Genomic DNA, 20,582 nt, shown 5'->3' with positions numbered 1-20,582 from the left:
CCTTTGCGCCGAATCCTGCACGATCGATCGAAAGGACATTCATGCCCGGCACGGATAGGAACACTGCAGTCACTCCTCCTGCCCTGAACCCGGACGACCTGGCCCGCCTCGATGCCTGGTGGCGCGCGGCGAACTACCTGTCGGTGGGTCAGATCTACTTGATGGACAATCCGCTGCTGCGCGAGCCGCTGCGGCCGGAGCACGTCAAGCCCCGGCTGCTCGGGCATTGGGGGACGACCCCGGGGCTGAACTTCATCTACGCCCACTTGAACCGCGTCATCGCGAAGCGCGATCTCGACATGATGTACGTGATGGGGCCGGGGCACGGCGGTCCGGGCCCGGTCGCGGCGGCGTGGCTGGAAGGCACCTACAGCGAGGTCTACCCGCACATCTCCCAGGATGAGGCCGGGATGAAGCGGCTGTTCACCCAGTTCTCCTTCCCGGGCGGCATCCCGAGCCATGTGGCCCCGGAGACACCGGGGTCGATCCACGAGGGCGGCGAGCTGGGCTACGCGCTGTCCCATGCGTATGGGGCCGCGTTCGACAACCCTGACCTCATCGTGGCTGCCGTGGTCGGTGACGGCGAGGCAGAGACCGGGCCTCTGGCCGCCGCGTGGCACTCGAACAAGTTCGCCGACCCGGTGCGTGACGGCGCCGTGCTGCCGATCCTGCACCTCAACGGCTACAAGATCGCCAATCCGACGGTCCTCGCACGGATCGACCGGGACGAGCTCGATTCGCTGCTGCGAGGCTTCGGGCACGAACCGCACTACGTCGAGGGCGAGGATCCCGCGCAGATGCATCAGCGGTTCGCCGAGGTGCTGGACGCCTGCGTCGACCGCATCCGGCAGATTCAGGAACACGCGCGGTCGAGCCGGGACAGCACCCGTCCTCGCTGGCCAATGATCGTGCTCCGCTCGCCGAAGGGCTGGACCGGACCGAAGACGGTGGACGGGCTCGCGGTCGAGGGCACGTGGCGCTCGCACCAGGTGCCGTTCGCGGAAGCACGGGAGAACGACGACCACCGGGCGGTGCTCGAGGAGTGGCTGCGCAGCTACCGGCCTCAGGAGCTGTTCGACCCGTCCGGCTCCCCGGTGTCCGAGATCCGCGACTTGCACCCGCTCGGCGCGCGCCGGATGAGCGCCAATCCGCATGCGAACGGCGGCCTGCTGCTGACGAGCCTGCACATGCCGGACTTCCGCGACTACGCCGTGCCGGTGGAGGTTCCCGGCACCGGGGCGGTGGAGTCGACGCGGGTCCTCGGCACGCTGCTTCGCGACATCATGGCAGCCAATGACAGCACCTTCCGGGTCTTCGCCCCGGATGAGAACAACTCGAACCGGCTCGGCGCGGTGCTGGAGGCAACGGATCGGGCATGGAACGCCGAGACACGCCCCGGGGACGACAAGCTCGCGCCGGACGGCCGGGTGATGGAGATCCTCTCGGAGCACACCTGCCAGGGTTGGCTCGAGGGGTACCTGCTCACCGGCCGGCACGGCCTATTCTCCTGCTACGAGGCCTTCATCCACATCATCGACTCGATGTTCAACCAGCACGCGAAGTGGCTCACCACCACCAACGACATCGAATGGCGCAGGCCCGTCGCGTCCCTCAACTACCTGCTCACCTCGCATGTCTGGCGGCAGGATCACAACGGGTTCTCACACCAGGACCCCGGGTTCATCGACCATGTGGTGAACAAGAAGTCCGACGTGATCCGGGTCTACCTGCCGCCGGACGCGAACACCCTGCTGTCCGTCGCCGACCACTGCCTTCGCAGCCGCCAGTACGTCAACGTGATCGTCGCCGGGAAGCAGCCGCAGCTGCAGTACCTCGACATGCAGTCAGCGATCGAGCACTGCACGAAGGGCGTCGGAATCTGGGACTGGGCGAGCACCGACCAGGACGCGAAGCCCGACCTCGTGATGGCCTGCGCCGGCGATGTCCCGACCATGGAGACCCTGGCGGCGGTGCAGCTGCTCACCGCGCGCTTCCCCGACCTGAAGATCCGGGTGATCAACGTCGTGGACCTCATGCGCCTCCAGGACCAGGCAACCCACCCGCACGGACTCTCCGACGCCGACTTCGACGCCCTGTTCACCACGGACACCCCCGTGATCTTCGCCTACCACGGCTACCCGTGGCTGATCCACCGGCTCACCTACCGCCGCACCAATCACAAGAACTTCCACGTGCGCGGCTACATCGAAGAGGGCACCACGACCACCCCGTTCGACATGTGCGTGCTCAACTCGATCGACCGCTTCAGCCTCGCCAGCGACGCGCTGGACCGGGTTCCCCGGCTCCGCGACGTGGGTGCCCACGCCCGCGAGGAGTTCAAGAACGCGCTCATCCGCCACCGCCAGTACATCCGCACCCACGGGGAGGACCTGCCCGAGGTACGGAACTGGCAGTGGTCCCCGGCGGACGGCCCGGCGAACGGAGTGCCGAACGAGCCGTTGCGGGAGCCGGTCTGAGATGACGGTCGAGACGCCTGCCATCCGCACCGGGTACGGCGCGGTGCTGTTCATCGTGGACGGCGGCGCGCTGGAGGCGGAGGCCGGGAACGCCTCGGCCGGCCTTCCCCGAGGCGTTCCCGATATGCTCCCGCGGCTGCGTGCGGGCGGAATTCCCGTGGCGCTCGTTCCGGCGATCGGTGCTCGGCCCGAAGCGGCAGGCGTCGAGGAGCTGTTCGATCTGGTTGCGGTCCCCGCGGCGTCGTCCGCCATCCCGCGCTCGGGTCGGGAAGCGGGCGCGCTCGTCGATGCCTCCCGACGGCTGGGAGTCCCACCCGCGCGGACGGTGGTCGTGGCGGACTCCCCGGCTGGGGTGCAAGCCGGCCGTGCCGGGAACTTCGGGCTGGTGGTCGGCATCGACGATGCATCCCGCCGCGCCGGTCTGGAGGACGCCGGAGCCGACCTCGTGCTCGGGAACGCGGCGGAACTCGATCTCGGCGCCGCCCGCACCGACCCGTGGCGGCTCGTGTACGAGGGGTTCGACCCGGCGCATGAGGGCCACCGCGAAGCGCTGACCGCGCTCGGGAACGGCTACCTCGGCAGCCGCGGCGCCCATCCCGAACGACACGACGACGGGGTGCACTACCCCGGCACCTACGTGGCGGGTCTCTTCAACCGGACCGTGGTCGAAGCGCACGGACGGCGCTTCGACGAGGAGCACCTCGTCAACCTCCCGAACTGGCTGCCGTTCGACCTGCGGATCGGGAACGGTGCGTGGTGGTCGTCCGGGGAGATCCCGGCGAGCGGCGAGCGCCGTGAGCTCGACCTGCGCAGCGGCGTGCTGACCCGCACCGTGACCCTGAGAGGCCCGCAGGGGCCGCTGCAGATCGTGCAGCGCTCCTTCGCCGCCATGCACGACCCACACCTGCTCGCGCTCGAGACCACCCTCACGGCGCAGGGGTGGAGCGGCCGGGTGCGCGTCCGCTCCGGAATCGACGCCGGGGTCCGCAACGCGAACGGCGGTGCGGACGCTCCCGCCGTGCATCTGGCCGCACCGGTCTTCCGGCACGTCGACGGGGTCCTTCTCTGCGAGGTGGAGACCGCCCGGAGCGGGGTGCGGATCGCCCTCGCCTCCCGCACACAGGTTGCTGGTGCCGACGGTGAGCCGGGACGGGGGACGGTGCACGACGGCTTCGCCGCTGCGGATGAGATCGACGTGGACGTGGCGGCCGACCGCCCGGTGCGGATCAGCAAGACGGTCGCGCTCGTCACGTCCCGCGATCCGGCGATCGCATCCCCCGCGCAGGGTGCGCTCGACCGCTTGCGCTGGCACGGCGAAGAACTGGCGCCGCTCCTGCTGCGGCACGAGGACGCCTGGCGGCGGCTGTGGCATCTGTTCGAAGTGTCCATCGAGGCGGACACGCAGAGCCGGCTGGTGCTCAACCTGCACCTGTTCCACTTGGTGCAAGCCGTGTCGCCCCATACCGCCCTCGTCGACGCCGGCGTGCCGGCCCGCGGCCTGAACGGCGAGGGATACCGCGGCCACATCTTCTGGGACGAGCTGTTCGTGGTGCCGGTGATCGGACGGCGGATGCCGGAGGTCGCCAGCGCACTGCTCGATTACCGGTGGCACCGGCTGGACGCGGCGCGGGCCGCTGCGCGGGAGGCCGGCCTCGCCGGCGCGATGTTCCCCTGGCAGAGCGGCAGCGACGGTCGCGAGGAGACTCCGACGGAGCTCTTCAACTCCCGCTCGCAACGCTGGATACCCGACAACTCCAGGCGGCAGCGGCACGTCGGACTCGCCGTCGCATTCAACGCCTGGCAGCACTTCCAGACCACCGGCGACCGGGAGTGGCTGGCCAACCGCGGCGCGGACCTGATGGTGGAAGTCGCAAGACTCTTCGCCTCGCTCGCGGCGCTTGACCCCGCTGACGGCAGGTTCCACATCGACGGTGTGATGGGTCCCGATGAGTTCCACGACGGATATCCCGGGCGACCCGGGTCGGGTGTCCGCGACAGCGCGTACACGAACGTGCTCGCCGCGTGGCTGTTCGCGCGGCTTGGTGATCTGCAGGGTGAGCTCGGCGGACACGCCTGGGAGGCGATCACGGATCGCCTCCGGGTCAGCGTCGAGGAGATCGGGCGGTGGAGCGAGCTGAGCCGGACGCTTGCGGTGCCCTTCCTTTCCGATGGGGTGGTCAGCCAGTTCGCCGGGTACGGCGAGCTCGCCGAGCTGGACTGGGACCACTACCGCCGCACGTACGGCAACATCGGCCGGCTCGACCTCATCCTGGAGGCGGAGGGCGACGCCACCAATCACTACCGGCTCTCGAAGCAGGCGGATGTGCTCATGCTCGTCTACCTCCTCGGCACCGAGGGGGTGATCGACCAGCTGTCGAACCTCGGCTACCCCACCACGATGGAGGATCTCCGCCGGACGCTCGAGTTCTACAGCGCCCGGACGTCGCATGGGTCGACGCTCAGCCGGGTCGTTCACGCATCGGTGTGGGCGGCTTTCGACCCGTCACGCTCCTGGGAGCTGTTTCGGGAGGCGCTCGTCGCCGACCTCGATGACACGCAGGGCGGCACCACCCGGCAAGGCGTGCATCTGGGCGCCATGGCGGGCACCGCGGACATCGTGGTGCGGTCGTTCGCCGGACTCACCCTCCGCGCCGGGGAGCTCGCATTCAACCCGCAGCTGCCGCCCCGCTTGCGCAGCGTGAGCTTCACGATCCACCACCGGGGTCACGGAATCACAGTGATGCTGACCCCACATGAGCTGCGGCTGGTGTGCGCGCCGAGCTCCGCCGCCCCCGTCGTTGTCGACGTCCGGGGGGAGCGGGTGCCGTTGAGCGGCGGCACGGAGCAGGTGTTCGCGCTCGACAGAAGACCCTCGAGAAAGGAAGCGAAATGACCACTGTGCGCGTCGCCGTGAACGGCTATGGCGTCATCGGAAAGCGGGTCGCAGATGCCGTTCTGGCGCAGCCCGACATGGAATTGGCCGGCATCGCCGACGTCGCCACGGACTGGCGCATCAAGGCCGCCATCGGGCGGGCGCCGATCTACGCGGCGACGGCCGAGGCGGCTGCCGGCATGGCCGACGCCGGCGTGGAGGTGGCCGGCACCCTGCACGAGCTCCTCCACTCCGCCGACATCGTGGTGGACACGACCCCGAAGCACGTGGCCGCAGGGAATGTCGCACACTACCGGGAGCATGGCGTCAAGTTCATCCTGCAGGGCGGCGAATCGCACACGACGACCGGGCACTCGTTCGTCGCCCAGGCCAACTACGCGAGCGCGATCGGACGGGAGAGCACCCGCGTGGTGTCGTGCAACACCACGAGCATCGTGCGCGTGCTCGGCGCGCTCCGCGACGCCGGTCTGCTGCTCCGCGCCCGGGGGGTGCTCATCCGCCGGGCCACCGACCCGTGGGAGTCCCACGAGGGCGGCATCATGAACACCATGGTTCCGGAGCCCGTCATCCCGTCCCACCAGGGGCCCGACGCGCAGACCGTCGTCCCGGATCTCGACCTCGTCACCATCGCGGCGAAGGGCGCGCACACGCAGACGCACAACCACTACTGGACCATCCAGCTGACCCGGCAGGCGACGCGCGAAGAGGTGCTGGACGCCTTCCGGAAGGCCCCTCGGATCGCCTTCATCCGCATGTCGGACGGCCTGGTCGCACTCAACTCCACCATCGAGCTGATGCGCGACCTCGGGCGTCCCCGCGGCGACATGTGGGAGGTGGCGCTGTGGGAGGACCTCGTCACAGTCAACGGCGACGAGGTGTACCTGACCTACCAGGTGTTCAACGAGGCCATCGTCGTCCCGGAGACGATCGACGCCATCCGCGCGCTCACCGGGCTCGCACCGGATGCCGCAGCATCGATGACGATCACCGACGCCACCTTCGGTATGCGCAAGGAATTCCTTGACGCCAGCGGGCGGAACGCGTGACCTCAGGCGGCCCGCACGGCCAGGGCCCCGCAGCGCACCAGGGCGATACCGCCCGGCCCGCCGGTGGCCCCCGCCGCTCGCCGTCGATGTGGGCGGTGCTCGCGCTGGCGGTTGCCGGGATCATCATCTACCTGGTCGTGGACCACTGGCCGCACGTGCTCGCCGCCCTGCCGTATGTCGGGATCGTGGCTCTCGTGGCGATGCACCTGTTCGGGCACGGCGGGCACGGCGGGCGGGGTGAACGGGGCGGGCACGGCGGGCACGGCAAAGCACCCGCTAACGGATCGGCCCGGAAGTGAGCACGCACCGGCCGCGCTACCAGTTCATCGCCGAGACCCTGGCCCGCCACAGTCTCGGCTTCGTCGCTGGCGTCACCGGAGTCGACCGGTTCATCCCCTTCCACAAGGGGGCGTTCGGTCACGGCCAGCGGGAGGAGCCCTACCTGACGCCGGATCACGTGCGGCTCGCGCTCGAGGAGCTCGGTCCCACCTTCATCAAGCTGGGTCAGCTGCTCTCCACCCGGCCCGACCTGGTTCCCCGGGCCTACGCCGACGAACTCGCCAAGCTGCAGGACGACGCTCCCCCCGTTCCGGTGGACGAGATCCGGGACGCGATCCGGCAGGAACTCGGTGCCGAGCCGGAGGAGCTCTTCTCCCGCTTCGACGCCAAGCCGCTGGCCGCGGCGTCGATCGGGCAAGCGCACACGGCTCGGCTGCACGACGGCATCGAGGTGGTGGTGAAGGTCCGCCGGCCCGGCGTCGTCGCCGGGGTCGAGGAAGACCTCGACATCCTGCACAACCTGGCGGCGACGGCGAGCCGACGTTGGGAGGCGGCCCGCGCCTACGACCTCCCGGGCGTGGCCCAGGAATTCGCGGCGAGTCTCCGGCGCGAGCTCGACTACCTTCAGGAGGGTCGAAACGCCGAGCGGTTCGCCGAGAACTTCGCGGGCACCGACGTCGCGATCCCGAGGGTGTTCTGGGACACCACGACCTCGCGGGTGCTCACCCTGGAGCGGATGGTCGGGATCAAGATCGATGATCTGCCCGCGCTCGATGCGGCGGGAATCGACCGGCAGCGGCTCGCCCGCCGAGGCGCCGACACGGTGCTGAAGATGATTTTCGACGATCGCTTCTTCCACGCCGACCCGCACCCCGGCAACATGTTCGTGCAGGCCGACGGCACGCTGGCGCTCATCGACTTCGGCATGGTCGGGGAGGTGGACGAGCAGCTGCAGGAACGGCTCACCGACTTCCTCGTTGCCTTCACTCGTGGTGACCCGGACGGGCTGGCTTCGGCGCTCGCGGAACTGTCGGTGAGCCCCGACCGGGTGGACGAGAAAGCGCTGCGCGGCTCCCTCGTCCCCTTCGTGGCCCTGTACCACGGCCGGCCTCTCGGTGAGATCAGGATGGGCGACCTCATCACGCAGCTGTTCACGCTGCTGCGAGAACACCGCCTGCGGCTTCCGTCCGAGATGGCGGCGCTGTTCCGGGTGCTCATCATGGCGGAGGGGCTGGGCGTGCGGCTCGACCCCGCCTTCGACCTGCAGGAGGTGCTCACGCCATACTCTGAGCGCCTGATGCGGGAACGGGTGACCCTCTCCGCCATCGTACGGCGCCTCGCCGGCTCATCCATCGACACCGGCCGACTGCTTCTGGAGCTGCCGGGAGGAATCCGCCGGCTGCTGAAGATGCTCGACTCCAGCGGCGTGGAGGTGCATCTGCGAGCGGCCGAACTGGAACCGCTAATGGGGCGTGCTGAGCGAATCGGACACCGGCTGGTCGCCGGAATCGTCACGGCCGCCCTCATCGGGGGCATCGGCGAGCTGGTCGCCGGCGAGCGCAAGTGGCGATCCTGGGAGGGTGCGCTGCTCGGCGCCGGCGTGAGCACGGTGAGCGTGCTCGGCGGTTACCTGCTCTTGACCGCGCGGCGACGCCGTGGCTGAGGTGGGACGGCATCACGCCGAACGGACGAAGCGGGCCCCCACCAAGCTGGGAATCGTCGGCGCCGGTTCGGTCGGCTCCTCCTTGGCGTACGCGGCACTGATCCGCAACAGCGCCGACCAGATCGCGCTCCTCGACCGCAACGCCGCGAAGGTGGAGGCGGAGGTCCTCGACCTCGCCCACGGCACGCCGTACACCGGCACAACGCAGGTGTCCGGCGGCACGGATCTCGATCAGCTCGCCGGGTCGGACGTGGTCGTCGTCACGGCTGGGGCGAAGCAGCACCCTGGTCAGTCAAGGCTGGAACTGGCTGGCGCCAACACCGCTCTCCTGCGTGGCTTGATGCCGCAACTCGTCGCCTGCGCACCGGACGCTATCTTTCTCGTCATCACCAATCCGGCGGATGTGCTCACCGTCGTGGCGCAGCGATACGCCGCCCTTCCGCCGAACCGGGTGTTCTCGACGGGGACTGTGCTCGACTCCTCCCGCCTTCGATGGATGCTCGCCCGGGCGGCCGGAGTCGCCGTCGCGAGCGTCCACGCCATCATCGTCGGGGAGCACGGCGACTCACAGTTCCCGCTGTGGTCCGGGGCCAGAATCGGACCGGTTCCCGCCAGGGAGTGGGCGCCTGCGGGGCGGGCGAAGTTCCGTCCTGAGGAACTGGACGACATCGCCGCCGCCGTCCGGGGCGCTGCGGCACGCGTGATCGCCGGGAAGGGGGTGACCAACTACGCGATCGGCCTCTCCGCAGCGAGAGTCGTTGAGGCGGTGCTGAAGGACGAACACGCCGTGCTGCCGGTGAGCTCGATCCTCAGCGACTATCACGGACTCAGCGGCATCGCGCTCTCCGTTCCGACCGTGGTGGGCGCCGAGGGGATCTTGCGAGTGGTCGACACGCCGATGGACGACCAAGAGATCGCACTGCTGCACCGCTCCGCCGGCGCACTGCGGGACACCCTGCGTTCCATGAAGTCCGCATAATGGCCAGCAGTGGGAAGGCCTCCGCCCTCCGCATCAATGAGACCCGGCGTGAGGCGGGTGGCGCCAGCCGATGGAGCGTCCTCGGGGGCCTCACGCTGGTGACGTTCCTGCTGCTCGCCGACGACACCGCCGTGTCGGTCGCTGTACCGGCGATCCAGACCGATCTCGGGGCCGACTTCGTCTCGATCTCCTGGGTCGTCAAGACGTACACCCTCGCGGTCGCCGCGTTCACCTTGCTGGCAGGCCGACTCGCGGACCGGAACGGCGCCCGGCCCATCTTCCTGCTCGGGCTCGCCGTGTTCGTGCTCGGGTCGCTGCTTGGCGGCCTCGCGCCGAACGCGGCCGTCCTCATCGCCGCCCGCGGCGTGCAAGGAGTCGGCGCTGCGCTGGTGGCACCGGCCGCGCTCGCGCTCATCGCATCGACGTTCCCAGACCGAGAGCGAGGTGTCGCAATCGGAATCTGGTCCGGTGTGTCTGCGAGCGCGCTCGGTGCCGGGCCGTTGTTCGGGGCCATCATCACCGACTGGGTGGGTTGGCCGTGGATCTTCCTGGTGAATGTGCCGCTCGGTGCGGGGGCCTGGCTCCTCGCACGCATCCTGCTGCCGCGATCGACCCACGTGAGGACCGGCGGCGGTGTGGACCTTCCGGGCGTCGTGCTCTCCGCGCTTGCGCTCGTCGCGCTGGTGATGTCGCTCGGACTCTTCGAAGACGGCGGGTGGGCCTCCCCCGGCTTCCTCGCCCTGCTGCTCGTGAGCTTCGCCTCCGCCCTCCTGTTCATCGCGAGGGAACGTCGCGCACAGCAGCCACTGGTCGACCTGAAGCTGTTTCGAAGCCGGTCGCTCACGGCGGCGAACCTGGTCACCCTGCTCTCGACGGCGGTCATGTGCAGTTTGTTCTTCTTCCTCGCCCTCTACCTGCAGACGGTCGCCGGCCTATCGGCCCTCGCCGCCGGCGGGGCCCTGCTGCCACTGACCCTGAGCATCGTCGTCGTGGCGCCCATCGCGGGGCGCCTGGCGGACCGGTTCGGCAATCGTCTGCTCGTCGTCGTCGGGATGCTCGCGCTTGCCGTGGCGCTGCTCGGTCTCGGCACGTTCGGCCTCCGGTCTGGCGGCATTGCGCTCCCGGCGTGGCTCGCATTGGCGGGGATCGGCATCGGCATCGCCCGCACACCGACGACGAGCGCGGCCCTGAGCGGGGCCGACGGTTCCGCATACGGCATGGCGGCGGGCATCTTGAACACCGCACAAGCCACGGGACTTGCGCTGGGGATCGCCGTGATGAGCGTGATCCTCACTTCCTTCGGGCCGAACGCCGCGTTCGATCGCACGCTGGACGCGGCACATCACGAAGCATTCGTCGACGGACTCACCGCTGCCCTCGCGGTCAACGCCGGCATCGCCGCGGCGGCCGCCCTCTTCGCCGCAGTCCTGCTAGGATCGCGCGCTCAGCGGCCGGCTGATCGCTGACCGAGTTCGGCCCGCTTGGTTCCCCGACCAACCGCCCATCCACTGTCGCCACGGTGATGTCACCCGCTCCCGGAACCTGCTGTCAAGCGCACGCCGACCATTGCCCGCAGCGCCGGTGGCGAATAGCGTCGCCAGGGCACGGATGACGGGTTCCGCTGCCCGACAGTCGGGGAAGCGAGTCACCGCGCGGGAGAAGGGGCCGTCATGAAAGCGCTTGTCTACAAAGGGCCGGGCCAGAAGAGCTGGGAGGACGTGCCGGATCCGACGATCCAGAAGCCCACGGACGTGATCGTCAAGATCGACACCACCACCATCTGCGGAACCGACCTGCACATCCTCAAAGGCGACGTGCCAGCGGTCCAGCCTGGACGCATACTCGGCCATGAAGGGGTGGGCACGATCACCGAGATCGGCGACGCCGTCACCACCCTGAAGGTCGGCGACCAGGTGATCCTGTCCTGCATCTCCGCGGACGGCAAGTGCGACTACTGCAAGCAGGGCGTCTACTCGCACTGCCTCGGCGACGAGGGCGCCCCGGGAATCGGCTGGATCTTCGGCCACCTGATCGACGGCACGCAGGCCGAGTATGTCCGCGTGCCCTACGCCGAGACGTCGGTGTACCGGCTGCCGCCGGGCGTGACACCGCAGCAGGGGACGCTGCTGTCCGACATTTTGCCCACCGGGCACGAGATCGGGGTGCGGTACGGGCAGGTGAAGGCCGGCGACGTCGTCGCGGTCGTGGGCGCCGGGCCGGTGGGGCTCGCCGTCATCGCCACGGCCGGGCTGTACGGACCCTCCCGGGTGATCGCCATCGACCTCGACGCCAACCGCGCCGAGAAGGCGAAGGCGTTCGGCGCCACCGACACCGTCCTCTCCAGCGATCCCGACTGGAAGGAGCAGGTCCTGGCACTGACGGACGGGCTCGGCGTGGACGTCGCCGTGGAGGCGGTGGGGATTCCGCAGACATTTCAGATGTGCCTCGACATGGTGCGCCCGGCGGGCCGGGTGGCGAATGTGGGGGTGCACGGCAAGCCGGTCGAGTTCCCGCTCCAAGACCTGTGGATCTCGAACATCAGCATCACCATGGGGTTGGTGAACACCAACACCTCCGCGACCCTGCTGCGGCTGCTGGCGCAGCACAAGCTGCCCGTCGATGAGTTCATCAGCCACACCTTCCAGCTCGACGACATTCTGGAGGCATACGACGTCTTCGCCCGGGCGGCGGAGACGAAGGCACTCAAGGTGATGATCAACGTGTGATCGCCTGAGCCCGGTCGTGTGGGTGTGCGATGGACACATGCGATGGACAACAGCGGGCTCAAACGGTTCAATGGGAATGGTCGGGAAGGGGGCCACATGGCGGAGCATCCGGTCGGTGTGGAGATCCTCAGCAGTGATGAATGCTGGGCCCTGCTGCACCCGCAGCGCCTGGGACGACTGGCCGTCGCGACCTCCGGAGACGTGGACATCTTCCCGATCAATTTCTTCGCCGACGGGCAGAGAATCCTGTTCCGGACGGACGCCGGCACGAAGTTGCGGAAGCTCATCGAGAACCGCCACGTCGCGCTGGAGACGGATGAGCACACCGACACGTCAGCCTGGAGCGTGGTGGCGAAGGGGCAGGCCCGTCCGCTGCTGCACCAGTCCGAGTTCGACTGGGCCGAGCGGCAGCCGCTGGAGCCCTGGATCCCGACGCTGGATTACGACGGCCCGAAATACGACTATGTGGTGATCACGGAACCGCAGGTGAGCGGTCGGCGGTTCCAGCGGCGCGGGCAGCCCAGGTGAGGATGCCGCCGGAAGGAGGACAAGATGTGGCAGGACGCAGGCGAAGTCGAACAGCTCAGCGCGGATGAATGCTGGGAAATTCTGGCCGCCCAGACGCTCGGCAGACTTGCGGTCTGCGCCGGCGGTGAGGTTGAGATCTTCCCGGTGAATTTCCATGCGGACGGCTCAACAATCCTGTTCCGCACCGCGCCAGGCACGAAGCTGCTCGCGCTCACTGTCAGCGGCCGGGTGGCGCTCGAGACGGACGGCTTCACGGAGGCAGAAGCCTGGAGCGTGGTCGCGAAAGGACCGGCGCGTCGGCTCGACCGCCAGGCGGAGATCGACGCGGCGGACCAGCGGCCGCTTCGACCGTGGATCCCCACGCTGAAGTACACGTTCGTGGAAATCACTCCGGTCCAGCTCACCGGTCGCGGCTTCGAGCGCGGCCATGAGCCCGACCGCTATGCCATGTGAGAGCGCGATGACCGGAACCGCGGCTACCGCGGCTCTTCTCGTTCTCTCGTGCGTGCCAGCCCGGAGAAGACCTTGCTCAGGACGGGAAAGTCGTCGGGACTGGCGACGGCGCGCGGTCGAATGCCGCGACGCACCCGTTCCAAGGCCAGCACAACACGCACGCACAGCGTTCCGGCGACGATGGAAAGTACGGCGCTGGCGGCGAACAGCAGCCCGGTCGCCGGACTCGGTGCGGCGGAGATCGCCGCTGTGAGCCCGCCCGCGGCCAGGATCGAGAGACCGGTCAGCACGACCAGCGACACGTGTGCGCGCCGGGGACCGGGCCTCGAGGCTTCCCTGGCGCGCCGCGTTGCGCCGGTCACAGGTGCACTTCGGCCGGGGTGATCGCCATCAGCACGGTGAGCGCCACCAACATCAGGACGAGCACGAGGGCCGCGCTCATCGCGACAGGCCGCCTGCGCCACCAGCGCTCGGGATTCCGGTCCACGAACGGCAGGATCGCGAGCAGCAGGAAGAACACCACCTCGCCCCAGACGATCGCCGCCAGCCCGAACCAGTTCTCCAGCGTGAACGGCCACCAGAACATCCACGGCGGCTTGGTGATCTCGATGCCCGGAACCGGGGGCGACCCGAGCGGTGCTGGCAGCAGCACGGCAAGGATGCCCAGGATCCCGGCGAGGGCGATGCCGAAGGCGACCAGCCGCCGCAGATGACTGGTGAACGGCTGCGTCGGCTCCGCTTCGGCGGCCTGCTCCGGCAACGAGCCGGCTGGCAGGATCGGATGTGGCGACATACGGTGCCGCTTGACGAGGAGGAAGTGCAGCACGACCAGCACGAGCAGGACGCCGGGGATGATCACGGCATGCGCCCCGTACAACCGCAATAGGATGGGAATCTGGTCTGCGAACCCGGGCGAGAACCAGTAGCCGACCCCGCCCAGCAGATCCCCGATGCCGATGTTGTGCCCGAGGGCTTCGAAGCCTTCCTGGTCCCACTTCAGCACGGTGCCGGTGAAGATGGCGAACGTGATCAGCCCCAGCATCCCGACCCCGATGAGCCAGTTGCCCTCCCGCGGCCTCTTGTAGGAGCCGGTGACGAAGACGCGCACCATGTGCAGGACCGCGCCGACGTACATCGCCTGCGCCGCCCAGAAGTGCACGCCGCGCAGCAGGCTACCGCCCCAGATCTCCGTCTCGATCATGCGGATGGACTGATTCGCCGTCTCGGGCATCGGCGAATAGAACTGGGTGAGCAGAATGCCGGAGCCGATCAGCAGAGCGAAGCTCACCGCGGTGATCCCGCCGAGCGTCCATGCGAACCGGTTCGCATGCTCCGGCACCGGGTAGGCCAGCGCGGAGACCCCGAGTCGCTCATCGATGACGTCCCAGGCGCGGCGCCACACACCCCGAGGTTCGGAGAATCCCGCTTCCGGAATCAGCGTTCGTGTCGACATCACCGCTCCTGACTCGTCATGCTGCGCGCCTGCCGCCGGCGAGCCGCCTCGGCCGCAATCGTCGCGCTCAGCTCGCGGAGGCTCTCCTTGGGCCGGAACAGTACCGCGAGCGCGATCCCCGCCGCTGCGGCGAGGACGGACAGCGCGAGGAACAGCCAGTCGGTCGGGGACAGCCCGTTCTGCGGCGGCAGCGGAGGCAGCATCTGCGTGGTGCCCGTCTCGTCCCCGACTGCCGGCTCCAGCTCGGCGATCGCCTCGGCGATGGAGTCCTGCAACAGCTGCTGCGCCTGGTCGGCATCGCCTGCCTCAAGCGCCGTCTGCGCCTGCTCCAGAGCCGCAACGTCGACTCCGTCCTGGTCCTCGGCCGCGAGCGCATCCTCCACCATGGCGCCCGCCTGAGCGGTGCCATTCGGGCCCGGTTCGTTGACGAGGAAGCTCAGCGCTTGCAGCACCATGACGTAGCCTTCGTCGGCTGACTGCCCACCGTCCGCCCACGCCGTCGATATCGCAAACGGAGAGCCGAGCGCCGCCGAGACGGCGAGGAGCAGGGCGGTCAGCCGGAGTCGAAACCGACTGGAATCCCGGCTTGTGGTGCCGCTCGTCCGGCTGCTGGTTCTTGGCATCTTCACACCCCATCCCATCTTCACACCCCATCCACAGTGAACCATCCGCGCGCGCCGCTACCGGCATCCTATCCACCGACGGCGGAGCCCGCCAGAGCAGCCGCGCGCAGGGCCGAGCCCAGGCCTGATCCTCGCCGGATCGACCAGGTCATGGCGCCACTGCGCGGGATGTCCGTCCCGGCTGTGGATCAACGAATTCCCGAGGACGGTGCCGCGTCACCGAGGGAGCACCTGTGCCCCTCCACTCCCGGCCCGAGCCGCAGTTGTCTCGCCGTGCGGAACTCCGCGTCACCGTCGGCGGCCAACGGATCGACCGCCATCCGCACCGACGGGTTCTGTGCGGAGTCGATGGACGTGGTCGCCTTGCTCATCGGGGATGGGGAGCGCGGCGACGTCCTGTCAGCGTGATGTGCGGGCTACTCCAAGACAACGCCGGGGATCATCAGCGCACCGCTCCCCCGGAATTTCGCCACGGCAACCGGGTCCCGCGCAGCTGGCCCGTGTCGCCGGTCGGTCTTCGCGACGGTGAGCAGAACTGCCGAGTCTTCGACCGCGGTCACCGAGTACATGCCCGGAGGCGCGATGAGCAGATCGCCGACCCGTCCGTCCCAATGATCGACGTCCGTTGCCATGCCTATCCGTCCCTGAAGGACAAAGACGGTTGCTTCACCGGGATTGAGGTGCTCGTTCAGCTGCTGGCCTCCGACGAGGCCGATCACGGTTTGGCGAAGGACATGCTCATGGCCGCCGTACACCGTGTTCGCGCTCCTTCCGCTGGCGACCCGCCGGGCGGTGTCGAGGTGCACTCGCCCGATCGCGGTCAGGGAGAACTTCTTCATGGGAGTGCCTTTCCAGACGGCGGTCGACGATGACGGTAGCGAGCGCTCAGTATTCCGCATTCGGCTGTGCTGCACGTCACAACCTCGCTCACCGTGGGGTCTGCCCCTTCGCCCCCAGCCGCGGGCGAACTACGGTGAAGGCATGCGGCGATCAGAGGAACGGTATCTGGCCACGAACGTGCTGGTGATCGGCACCGGAGGCGCGGGCCTGCGTGCATCCATCGAGCTGAAGGAGGCCGGCATGGATGTGCTGGCCGTCGGCAAGCGACGCCGGCACGACCCGCACACCACCCTGGCGGCCGGCGGCATCAACGCCGCCCTCGGCACCGTCGACCCGGAGGACTCCTGGCAGCAGCACGCCGCGGACACCATCAAGGAGTCCTACATGCTCGCGGATCCCCGGGTCGTGCAGACCGTCGTCCAAGGCGCAGCCCAGGGGATCGCAGACCTTGAGCGGTGGGGCATGCCGTTCGCCAGGGAACTCGACGGACGGATCAGCCAGCGCTTCTTCGGCGCCCACAAGTACCGGCGTACCGCGTACGCTGGGGACTACACCGGGCTCGAGATCCAGCGCACCCTGCTGCGCCGGTCCACCGAGCTGCACCTGAACATCCTCGACACCGTTTACGTCACCCGGCTGCTGACCTCTGGCGGCCGGGTCTTCGGCGCGTACGGGTTCGAGACCTCCGACGGCTCGCACGTGATCATCCACGCCGACGCCGTCGTGCTGGCCTCCGGCGGCCACACTCGGATCTGGCGCCGTACGTCGTCCCGCCGCGATGAGAACACCGGCGACAGCTTCCGGCTGGCCTCCCTCGCTGGCGCAAGGCTGCGGGACGCAGAACTGGTCCAGTTCCACCCCTCGGGCATCCTGGAACCGGAGGACGCCGCCGGGACCCTGATCTCGGAAGCGGCCCGAGGGGAGGGTGGGATCCTGCGGAACGCCGAGGGCGAACGCTTCATGAGCAGGTACGATCCCGAGCGGATGGAGCTCTCCACCCGCGACCGCGTGGCGCTGGCGAACTTCACCGAGATCGCCGAGGGGCGCGGCACCGCCAAGGGCGGCGTCTATCTCGACGTCTCGCATCTGCCGCGCGAGACGATCCTGACCAAGTTGCCCAGGGTGTACCGCACCATGCTGGATCTGCAGATGCTGGACATCACCGCCGCGGCCATGGAAGTGGCCCCGACCGCGCACTACTCGATGGGCGGCGTCTGGGTGGAGCCGGAGGAGCATCGGACGGATGTGGCCGGGCTCTACGCGATCGGTGAAGCGGCCAGCGGACTGCACGGCGCCAACCGGCTCGGCGGCAACTCCCTGATCGAGCTCATGGTGTACGGGCGGATCGCCGGGCGAGCGGCGGCAGTATTCGCGAAGGGCTCAGCAGCACCGCACCGCGACGCCGAGGCGGTGTCGCAGGCGCGTGCCGAGATTGACCATCTGCTGTCCGCCGGCGGCACGGAGAACGCCCGACGGATGCAGCGCGACGTCCGCAACATCATGACCGAGCACGCCGGCGTCGTGCGCAGCGACGCGGGGCTGAAGGCGGGCCTGGACCGGCTGGCGGCCGTGGAGGCCCGGATGCCGGACCTCGCCGCACATCCAGATATCGCCGGGTTCGACGATCTGGCGCACGCCTTCGACCTGAAGGGCTCGCTCATCGCGGCCCGCGCAACCCTCGAATCGGCCCGCGAACGCCGGGAGACGCGCGGGGCCCACAACCGCTCCGACTTCCCCGAGACCGACCCGGAACTGCAGGTGAGCCTCCTCTGGAAGCCAGACAGCGGCGTGGAGCGGGAGGCCATACCGGCGGCGGACCCGCACATCCTGGCGCTCATGCATGACGACGATTCCGTCGTCGGCAAACTCGTCGAGTGACGCAGCCTCCGCGGAGGAGGACACGATGCCACCGGTCGTTCAGAGCTGAGCGCCCTGCTCCTGCGGCGGCAGCGAGGAGACCACGGCATGGTCCTTGTCGATCTTGCCGAGCTTCGCGGCGCCGCCGGGAGAGCCGATGTCGTCGAAGAACTCGACGTTGGCCTTGTAGTAGTCCGCCCACTTGTCAGGCAGGTCATCCTCGTAGTAGATCGCCTCAACGGGGCAGACCGGTTCGCAGGCGCCGCAGTCGACGCACTCGTCGGGCTGGATGTACAGCATCCGGTCGCCCTCGTAGATGCAGTCCACCGGGCATTCCTCGATGCATGCCTTGTCCTTCACGTCGACGCACGGCAGTGCGATCACGTAGGTCATTCCTCGTCCTCCTTCTTCTGCCACGGCCAGCGGCCGGTGATCTCCAGTTCAAGTGAGAAGCTGAGCAAGGTCCTGATCAGGATGATGGCCGCCAGCACCGCGACGCTCTCAAGGGTGGGCGATATCGCCACCGTGCGGATGATGTCGCCCGCGACCAGCAATTCCAGTCCAAGGAGGATCGCGCGGCCGAGGGACCGGCGGTAGGTGCGGTAGACACCGGCCGTCCTTTTCATGAGCTGCGCGAGGGCGGTCACGGACGCGATGACGGCCCCGACCACGATGACAGCCACCCCGGCACCCTCAATGGTGCGACCGACGAACTCGATCGTTTCGGTGAACTCCATGAAGCCTGAGGCTGGCACGGCCGGATGAGGGAGTGCTGGGAATCGCCGCCTCTCCAGTGTCCGGGAGGACACGCTCTTGTCCGGCAAACGCTGTGGAGGCTGTCGTGCCACAGTTCGCACCCTGCCATACCGTCGCAGGCATCACGCTGATCCGGTTCACCGGGTGCCCGGTTCCAGCGGACCGGCGAGCGCGCCGATCCGCTCTTGAGAACGCCGATATCACGCGCCTTCCGCCTGGGAGAGCGATCCCGGTGGAAAAAGGGCACACTAGAGAGGTTTGATCCCTAATCCCTGATCCCGATGGCGGTGGCGAACTGATGGCCCTGACCAAGGTGTGCTCTGTCGCGGAACTCTCGGTCAGCTCCGCCAGGCGCGTCGTTCTCGACGGTGTGCCGATCGCCGTGGTGATGGACTCGGCCGGCACGGTGCACGCGATCGGGGACACCTGCACCCACGGGGAAGTCTCCCTGAGCGAGGGCTTCGTCGAGGACGAGACGTTGGAGTGCTGGGCACATGGCTCCAAGTTCTCGTTGCACACGGGGATGCCGCTGACCCTACCCGCCTACGAGCCCGTCCCTGTCTACGCCGTGACGTTCGACGGCGACGACGTGCTCATCGACCCGAACGTTCTGGCACCATCCAGCGCCGTCCGCTGACCGGCGCGTGGGCTTGCCGGAACATCTCCTGCTGAGACCGGAGACTTCATGCCGAAGATGTCCCGCATCGAGACGGCATTCTGCAGCAGCTCCGCTTGGGGTCGCTTCACGGGATCTGTCATCCTGCCCTGGGCGCTGCAGGGCCACGATCCCAGCGGTGATGTATTGGAGCTCGGTGCCGGCAGCGGAGCGACGGCTGCGGCGCTGTTGCAGCGCGCACCCGGAATCCGTCTGACGGTCACTGACGTCGATGAGGGCATGGTGGCCAGAGCCCGCGGTCGTTTGCCCCGCCCCGGTCCCCGAGTGGAGCGAGCGGACGCAACGGCGCTCCCCTTCGACAGCGGGTCCTTCGACTTCGTGCTGAGTTTCTTGATGCTGCATCACGTGGTGAACTGGCAAGCCGCCATCGCAGAAGCGGCTCGCGTGCTCCGACCGGGCGGCCTGCTGCTCGGATACGATCTGACCGCCTCGCCGACAGCGAAGCTGATCCACCTCGTCGACCGCTCGCCCCACCGGCTTGTGCAACCTGCAGAATTGACAGTCACCGCACGGATGGAGGGTCTCGAGATGGCGGTACGCACGGGCCTGGTGCACCAGGTGATGCGGTTCCGTGGCCGGAAGTGAATCGGCCGACCACAACGAGCGCTACGGTTCGCGAAGGTGAGCGAGCACGAGCCCGACCGGGATGCTGATGAGCATGAGCATGACCAGCAGTCGGTAGAGCCGGAGCGGCCAGGTCGGCGCTCCGCGGCGACGCCAGCCGACGGCGCGGATCATCAGCGCCAAGGCGAGAACGAGCAGGACGCCGCCTGCATCGACGAGAAGTGGCGTCCGTGCCACGGTGCCGCCGATCACCGCTGCGCCTCCCGCATTCCAGCCGATCAGCTGAGTCGTCACGATGGCGGATGACGGAGCGCGCCTGGCGAGGGTGGCCTGGGCGTCACCGAGCGCAATCTGCGACACCCCGTTCACCAGCACTAGGTAGGCCGCAGCCCACGAACCATGTGCGAGGTTCAGTGGTGAGGTCACCGCGGCGACGAGCCCGCCGACGATCACCGATGCGACACCGATGACACGGAAGAGCCGGAAGCGGCCAGCGCGAGTTCCAATCCCAGACACGCAACCCATTCGAGCATGTCCTCAAGCTACCGGAACACCACGCCGCGTCGCTCGGGCGCGTAACCCACCTCGCCGGGTGCGCCCACCGGAGGCCTTGCCGGGCACGACAGCCGGCGGCGACTCCGGTCAGGCGAGCGATTGGCCGATCCGGCCCCCGTGGTTGCATCCAATCTCCGGGGCAAAGGTGTGCTGTCGGCGAAGCTCCAATCTGACGCATTAACGACGGGCGAAAACGAGGCCACCCAGAGTGGCG

At 68.6% G+C, this 20,582-nt stretch carries 21 protein-coding genes; 13 read left to right on the top strand and 8 right to left on the bottom strand.

Annotated elements, in window-relative coordinates; all coding sequences use genetic code 11:
- Positions 1 to 41 precede the first annotated feature (41 nt).
- The 10 genes from ACXZ1E_RS10860 to ACXZ1E_RS10815 all read left to right on the top strand — a co-directional run bounded on the left by ACXZ1E_RS10860 (position 42) and on the right by ACXZ1E_RS10815 (position 13,044).
- On the top strand, positions 42 to 2,477 hold the full coding sequence (locus ACXZ1E_RS10860) for a phosphoketolase family protein (RefSeq protein WP_458040514.1): 2,436 nt from the start codon (positions 42 to 44) through the stop codon (positions 2,475 to 2,477).
- Position 2,478: 1 nt separating this feature from the next.
- Complete coding sequence (locus ACXZ1E_RS10855; protein WP_458040513.1) at positions 2,479 to 5,370, top strand: glycosyl hydrolase family 65 protein; 2,892 nt, start codon at positions 2,479 to 2,481, stop codon at positions 5,368 to 5,370.
- On the top strand, positions 5,367 to 6,416 hold the full coding sequence (locus tag ACXZ1E_RS10850) for a type II glyceraldehyde-3-phosphate dehydrogenase (protein WP_458040512.1): 1,050 nt from the start codon (positions 5,367 to 5,369) through the stop codon (positions 6,414 to 6,416). Before ACXZ1E_RS10855 ends, ACXZ1E_RS10850 begins: the two co-directional genes overlap by 4 nt.
- Positions 6,413 to 6,715: a DUF2933 domain-containing protein gene (locus ACXZ1E_RS10845; protein ID WP_458040511.1), complete on the top strand. Its 303-nt coding sequence runs from the start codon at positions 6,413 to 6,415 to the stop codon at positions 6,713 to 6,715. The genes ACXZ1E_RS10850 and ACXZ1E_RS10845 overlap by 4 nt, the downstream gene beginning before the upstream one ends.
- On the top strand, positions 6,712 to 8,358 hold the full coding sequence (locus ACXZ1E_RS10840; RefSeq protein WP_458040510.1) for an ABC1 kinase family protein: 1,647 nt from the start codon (positions 6,712 to 6,714) through the stop codon (positions 8,356 to 8,358). Before ACXZ1E_RS10845 ends, ACXZ1E_RS10840 begins: the two co-directional genes overlap by 4 nt.
- Positions 8,351 to 9,337, top strand: coding sequence for an L-lactate dehydrogenase (locus ACXZ1E_RS10835; RefSeq protein WP_458040509.1), 987 nt, complete (start codon positions 8,351 to 8,353; stop codon positions 9,335 to 9,337). Before ACXZ1E_RS10840 ends, ACXZ1E_RS10835 begins: the two co-directional genes overlap by 8 nt.
- On the top strand, positions 9,337 to 10,803 hold the full coding sequence (locus tag ACXZ1E_RS10830; RefSeq protein WP_458040508.1) for a DHA2 family efflux MFS transporter permease subunit: 1,467 nt from the start codon (positions 9,337 to 9,339) through the stop codon (positions 10,801 to 10,803). Before ACXZ1E_RS10835 ends, ACXZ1E_RS10830 begins: the two co-directional genes overlap by 1 nt.
- 252 nt (positions 10,804 to 11,055) lie before the next feature.
- A complete protein-coding gene (locus tag ACXZ1E_RS10825; RefSeq protein WP_458351945.1) occupies positions 11,056 to 12,063 on the top strand; it encodes a zinc-binding dehydrogenase in 1,008 nt (335 codons plus the stop codon).
- Between the two features lie 96 nt (positions 12,064 to 12,159).
- Entirely contained in the window at positions 12,160 to 12,591 is a 432-nt protein-coding gene (locus tag ACXZ1E_RS10820; protein ID WP_458040506.1) for a pyridoxamine 5'-phosphate oxidase family protein, read from the top strand.
- Between the two features lie 24 nt (positions 12,592 to 12,615).
- A complete protein-coding gene (locus ACXZ1E_RS10815; RefSeq protein WP_458040505.1) occupies positions 12,616 to 13,044 on the top strand; it encodes a pyridoxamine 5'-phosphate oxidase family protein in 429 nt (142 codons plus the stop codon).
- A 23-nt stretch (positions 13,045 to 13,067) separates the two neighbouring features.
- Here the strand turns inward: ACXZ1E_RS10815 and ACXZ1E_RS10810 are convergent, their stop codons facing one another.
- From ACXZ1E_RS10810 to ACXZ1E_RS10790, 5 genes are all read right to left on the bottom strand, one after another.
- Positions 13,068 to 13,346: a hypothetical protein gene (locus tag ACXZ1E_RS10810; protein WP_458040504.1), complete on the bottom strand. Its 279-nt coding sequence runs from the start codon at positions 13,344 to 13,346 to the stop codon at positions 13,068 to 13,070.
- A 56-nt stretch (positions 13,347 to 13,402) separates the two neighbouring features.
- On the bottom strand, positions 13,403 to 14,497 hold the full coding sequence (locus tag ACXZ1E_RS10805; protein WP_458040503.1) for a cytochrome b N-terminal domain-containing protein: 1,095 nt from the start codon (positions 14,495 to 14,497) through the stop codon (positions 13,403 to 13,405).
- The gene (locus tag ACXZ1E_RS10800; RefSeq protein ID WP_458040502.1) at positions 14,497 to 15,120 is read right to left on the bottom strand and encodes a hypothetical protein; all 624 of its coding nucleotides are present in this window, start codon (positions 15,118 to 15,120) and stop codon (positions 14,497 to 14,499) included. Before ACXZ1E_RS10800 ends, ACXZ1E_RS10805 begins: the two co-directional genes overlap by 1 nt.
- 188 nt (positions 15,121 to 15,308) lie before the next feature.
- A complete protein-coding gene (locus ACXZ1E_RS10795) occupies positions 15,309 to 15,491 on the bottom strand; it encodes a hypothetical protein (protein ID WP_458040501.1) in 183 nt (60 codons plus the stop codon).
- A gap of 45 nt (positions 15,492 to 15,536) precedes the next feature.
- Entirely contained in the window at positions 15,537 to 15,959 is a 423-nt protein-coding gene (locus tag ACXZ1E_RS10790; RefSeq protein ID WP_458040500.1) for a LuxR family transcriptional regulator, read from the bottom strand.
- 142 nt (positions 15,960 to 16,101) lie between these two features.
- Here ACXZ1E_RS10790 and ACXZ1E_RS10785 point away from each other — a divergent pair, with 142 nt between their 5' ends.
- Positions 16,102 to 17,838 carry an FAD-binding protein gene (locus ACXZ1E_RS10785; RefSeq protein WP_458040499.1) on the top strand — a complete coding sequence of 579 codons (1,737 nt, stop codon included), beginning with the start codon at positions 16,102 to 16,104 and terminating at the stop codon, positions 17,836 to 17,838.
- A 39-nt stretch (positions 17,839 to 17,877) separates the two neighbouring features.
- On the opposite strand, the gene fdxA is transcribed toward ACXZ1E_RS10785, so the two are convergent.
- Both fdxA and ACXZ1E_RS10775 read right to left on the bottom strand, forming a co-directional pair.
- A complete protein-coding gene (gene fdxA / locus ACXZ1E_RS10780; RefSeq protein ID WP_458040498.1) occupies positions 17,878 to 18,210 on the bottom strand; it encodes a ferredoxin in 333 nt (110 codons plus the stop codon).
- Positions 18,207 to 18,554 carry a DUF1622 domain-containing protein gene (locus ACXZ1E_RS10775; protein ID WP_458040497.1) on the bottom strand — a complete coding sequence of 116 codons (348 nt, stop codon included), beginning with the start codon at positions 18,552 to 18,554 and terminating at the stop codon, positions 18,207 to 18,209. The genes fdxA and ACXZ1E_RS10775 overlap by 4 nt, the downstream gene beginning before the upstream one ends.
- 317 nt (positions 18,555 to 18,871) lie before the next feature.
- Here ACXZ1E_RS10775 and ACXZ1E_RS10770 point away from each other — a divergent pair, with 317 nt between their 5' ends.
- Together ACXZ1E_RS10770 and ACXZ1E_RS10765 are read left to right on the top strand one after the other, a co-directional pair.
- On the top strand, positions 18,872 to 19,210 hold the full coding sequence (locus ACXZ1E_RS10770) for a non-heme iron oxygenase ferredoxin subunit (protein ID WP_458040496.1): 339 nt from the start codon (positions 18,872 to 18,874) through the stop codon (positions 19,208 to 19,210).
- 48 nt (positions 19,211 to 19,258) lie between these two features.
- Positions 19,259 to 19,834 carry a class I SAM-dependent methyltransferase gene (locus ACXZ1E_RS10765; RefSeq protein ID WP_458040495.1) on the top strand — a complete coding sequence of 192 codons (576 nt, stop codon included), beginning with the start codon at positions 19,259 to 19,261 and terminating at the stop codon, positions 19,832 to 19,834.
- 21 nt (positions 19,835 to 19,855) lie between these two features.
- Here the strand turns inward: ACXZ1E_RS10765 and ACXZ1E_RS10760 are convergent, their stop codons facing one another.
- Positions 19,856 to 20,329: a hypothetical protein gene (locus ACXZ1E_RS10760; RefSeq protein WP_458040494.1), complete on the bottom strand. Its 474-nt coding sequence runs from the start codon at positions 20,327 to 20,329 to the stop codon at positions 19,856 to 19,858.
- Between the last annotated feature and the right edge of the window lie 253 nt (positions 20,330 to 20,582).

Source organism: Pacificispira sp. HM-600 (assembly GCF_977993705.1).
Note: the sequence above shows the minus strand (reverse complement) of the source record. Positions and strands in the feature narration are given on the sequence as shown.